This window comes from Burkholderia sp. Cy-637 (genome assembly GCF_011753175.1).
Lineage (GTDB): Bacteria > Pseudomonadota > Gammaproteobacteria > Burkholderiales > Burkholderiaceae > Burkholderia > Burkholderia gladioli.
Window position 1 is genome coordinate 1 of the sequence record NZ_VWWC01000307.1, and the last position, 3,844, is coordinate 3,844.

The 3,844-nt window shown below is 68.8% G+C and carries 3 protein-coding genes and 1 pseudogene; all 4 read right to left on the minus strand.

Annotation, left to right across the window (positions count from 1 at the left end):
- Positions 1–85 precede the first annotated feature (85 nt).
- Positions 86–1,864, minus strand: coding sequence for a GMC family oxidoreductase (locus F3J10_RS34740; protein WP_205200590.1), 1,779 nt, complete (start codon positions 1,862–1,864; stop codon positions 86–88).
- A complete protein-coding gene (locus tag F3J10_RS34745) occupies positions 1,861–2,589 on the minus strand; it encodes a gluconate 2-dehydrogenase subunit 3 family protein (RefSeq protein ID WP_025100931.1) in 729 nt (242 codons plus the stop codon). The genes F3J10_RS34740 and F3J10_RS34745 overlap by 4 nt, the downstream gene beginning before the upstream one ends.
- 252 nt (positions 2,590–2,841) lie before the next feature.
- Positions 2,842–3,321, minus strand: coding sequence for a hypothetical protein (locus F3J10_RS34750; RefSeq protein WP_167243973.1), 480 nt, complete (start codon positions 3,319–3,321; stop codon positions 2,842–2,844).
- 160 nt (positions 3,322–3,481) lie between these two features.
- Positions 3,482–3,844: pseudogene (locus F3J10_RS34755) on the minus strand (Fe2+-dicitrate sensor, membrane component); the annotation flags it as partial.

Below are 3,844 nucleotides of genomic sequence, written 5' to 3' on the forward strand. Positions count from 1 at the left end.
AGCGCCGCCGCGGCGGCCACCACGCCCGCCGCCATCGCCGCGCGCCACGCCGCGGCACGCGGGCTCCTCGAGAAGATGCTCTGCTTCATACGCTCACCAAGGGGCCGGGGTTCTTCAGGTACTGCGTGCGGATCGCGCGCGCCGACCAATAGGCCAGCGCGGCCACCAGCCCGGTGGGGTTGTAGCCGGTGCCCTGCGGGAAGGCCGAGGCGCCCATCACGAACACGTTGTGCACGTCCCAGCTCTGCAGGTAGCGGTTCAGCACGCTGGTGCGCGGATCGGTGCCCATCACCGCGCCGCCCACCAGGTGGGTGGTCTGGTACTGGCGTGCATCGAAATGCTGGCCGAACTCGCGGGTCCATACGCTGATCGCCTTGGGCCCCATCGCCTCGGCGATCTTGTGCATCTGCCCGGTGACGTAGCGCGCCATCCTGATGTCGTTGTCCTTCCAGTCGAAGGTCATGCGCAACAGCGGCTGCCCGTAGGAATCGCGGTAGGTCGGGTCGAGATCGAGGAACACGTCGCGATAGGACATGTTCGAACCGTGCGCGTCCATCGAGATGGTGTGCGCGTAGCTCTGCTTGACCGCCTTCTTCCACTGCGAGCCCCAGGCCGGCGTGCCGGGCGGCGTGGCGATCCCGCTGACCGGCTTGACGCCGGCCTGGTTGACCCACATCGGCGAGCCGCCGACGAAACCGAGCGGGCCGTGGTCGAAGTTGTCGGAATTGAAATCGTCGACCGCCACGCCGTTGCCGCCGGCGCCGACGAAGGGATTCGTGTAGGTGTCCTGGTCGAAGAAGGCCTTGATGGTCGACAGGTTCTGGTAGGCGAAATTGCGGCCCACCACGCCCTCGCCCGAGATCGGGTCGTAAGGCTTGCCGATGCCGGACAGCAGCAGCAGGTGCACGTTGTGATACTGGAACGCGGCGACGATCACCAGGTCGGCCGGCTGGAACACCTCGCGGCCGGCCGGATCGACATAGGTCACGCCGGTGGCGCGCTTCCTGGTGTCGTCGAGCTCGACGCGCAGCACGTGGCACTTCGAGCGCAGCTCGAAATGCGGCTCCTGCTTGAGCGCCGGCAGGATGTTCAGGTTCGGCGAGGCCTTCGAGTACATGTAGCAGGCATAGCCGCTGCAATAACCGCAGAAGTTGCACGGCCCCATCTGCACGCCGTAGGGATTCGTGTAGGGCCCCGAAGTATTGGCCGAGGGCAGCCGGTAGGGGTGCAGCCCGAGCGATCTGGACGCGTCGAAGAAACGCTGGGCGGAATAGGTGTTCAGCTGGGCGGCCAGCGGAAAGCCGTCGCTGCGATCGGCCTCGAACACGTTGCCGTCGCCCACCACCTTGCCGTTCACGCGGTAGGCCTGCCCCGAGGTGCCGAACACCTTCTCGGCGAAGTCGAAGTGCGGCTCGAGCTCCTCGTAGCTGACGCCGTAGTCCTGGATCGTCATGCCCTCGGGGATGAACTTCTTGCCGTAGCGCTCCTCGTAGTGGCTACGCAGGCGCAGTTCCTCCGGCATGATGCGGAAATGCACGCCCGACCAGTGCAGGCCCGCGCCGCCCACGCCCTCGCCGGGCAGGAAGGCCGCGAGTTGCCGGTAAGGCAGCGCCGTGTCGCCCGGCGCGTGGCGGATCGACAGGGTGGTCTTCGACAGGTCCAGGAACAGCTTCTTGCGGACGTTGTAGGTCAGCTCGTCGAGCGTGTTCGGATAGGCGCCGTCGGGATAGGTATCGCGGTACTCGCCGCGCTCCAGCGCGACCACCTTGAGACCGGCCTCGGTCAGTTCCTTGGCGAGGATCGCGCCGGTCCAGCCGAAGCCGACGATCACGGCATCGACATGCGGTTTCTTCTCGGCCATCAGCTGCGCTCCCCGTTGATCGACACCGGCCCGTAGGGATAGGGCTTGCCGTCCTGGTTGACGAAATCCATGAAGTCGGCGCGCGCGCCGGGGAAGCCGATCATCTTCCAGGCCGCCATGCCGCGATTGCCGCCGTGCACCGGATCGCAGAAATACCCCTCCCGCGTGTTCTGCAGCAACTGGCCGAAGAACACCTTGGCCGGCACGTCGCCGAGTTCGAGCTTGCCGGCCTCGAGCGCGCCCAGCACGGTGTCGCGCGTGGCCGCGTCGAGTTCGGCGAAGGGCTTGCCGTAGGCGGTGCGGCTGTAGCGATCGACCGCCGCGATGCCGAGCCGGTAGATGTCGCGCGGCACCAGCTTCAATTGGTAGCCCAGCTCCGGCGCGCCCTGCTGGAACGGCCCCTGCATGTACCAGGTCGCGCCGTGCGCATAGGGCGTCTCCATCTGGCGATCGATGAACTCGGGCGCGCCCGCTTCGAGCGCGCCGGGCCCTTCGGCGTCGGCCGGGATCAGCCGGTCGCAGGCGGCCTGCACGAAGGCCCATTCGGCGGCATCGAAGAAACGCGGCTTGTAGGGGCCGGCATCGGCGCGCGCGCCGGCGGACTGCGCCGGCGCCGAGCCTTCGTGCCTGCCGAGATCGCAGCCGGCCAGCGAGGCGGCCGGCACCAGCGCGATGCTGGTCTGCAGGAAGCGGCGCCGCGAGCCCGGTTTGTCGGGTGGGGTGGTCATGATGGTCCGTTCTGGGTTGGGGCGACGGGTCGGGCGCGTGCCGTTCGGCACGACGTCCTCACCGATCGTCGCGCCCCGCCGCTGCCCGTTATCTTGAAAAATAGGCGATCCAGACAAGACACCTACATTTCGTTTGGCTCGCGCATTATAAATGGAACCGGTTCCATTCGATAGCGCGCACCGACAACGGCTTGTTTCAGATCGGGACATAATCGGCGCGGACGGTGCCGGATCGCGCACCGCCGCGACGGATCAGCGGGCGTAGAACTCGCTGTCGAGGTGCTGCCAGTCGGCGCAGCCGGCCGGCGCCTGGTCGACCGCCACGCCCGCGTATTGCGGTTTCGGCGAGCTGACGTCGATCGTCAGCGTCACCTGGCGGCCGTCGGCGAGGTCGCGGAACACGCTGGTGTCGACGCTCTCGCCGTTGCGCAGGAAGGTGGAATCGTCGCCGGCCGCGTCGGTCTTCGAGACGCGATGCACCACGCCCGCCAGCGTCGCGTGGCAGGCGCCGTTCGCCACGCGCAGCTCGTAGGCGTAGCGGCGCTTGCCGCCCGGGTCCTGCCCGGCATCGCGCAGCACCAGGGTGGTGGTGGTCGAGGTGCCCTGCGCGCGCAGCGTGAGCGCGCCGGTGCCGGCCGCCGCGTGGGCAGGCTGGCCCGCCAGCATCGCGCCGGCCGCCAGCGCCAGGCCGGCGAGGCGCGCCGCGCTGCCGGCTCGTGCCGATGTCTTCATGCTTGGTCTCCCGAATCCGTCGAAGGCCCTTCGCCAGCGGGCCGATATTCCTCTAACGCCGCCGCGCGCGATTGCGCCGACAGACGAGAGATTCCAGGCGAGAGATTCCGCAATGGAAGGCAGGCCGTTTCGCCGCCGGGATCGACCGAGCCCCTGCCGCTCAGGCCTCGCGCCGCGCTGGTTCGATCGTCACCCAGTAGCGCGTGCGATAGACCACGCGCACCGGCAGCGTGGCCGGCAAGGCGGCCAGGATGTTGTCGGTATTGTCGATCTGGAAGGCGCCCGTGATGCGCAGCTCGGCGACGGCGGGATCGCAGCGCAGCAGCCCGGGGCGATAGCGCGAGAGTTCGGCCGCGAAGGCGCCGACCCGCATCCGGTCCGCGAACAGCACGCCGCGCGACCAGTCGGCCGCATGCGGATCGGCCGGCCCGCTCGCGCCGATCGCGTCGGCCGAGAAGCACAGCTGCCGGCCCGCGTCGAGCCGGCGCCGCAGCGCGGGCGCGGCGGCCGGCGTGATCTCCAC

Coding starts and splice junctions, on each gene's coding strand:
- F3J10_RS34745 (WP_025100931.1), bottom strand. CDS start 2,589: ATGACCACCCCACCCGACAAACCGGGCTCGCGGCGCCGCTTCCTGCAG.
- F3J10_RS34750 (WP_167243973.1), bottom strand. CDS start 3,321: ATGAAGACATCGGCACGAGCCGGCAGCGCGGCGCGCCTCGCCGGCCTG.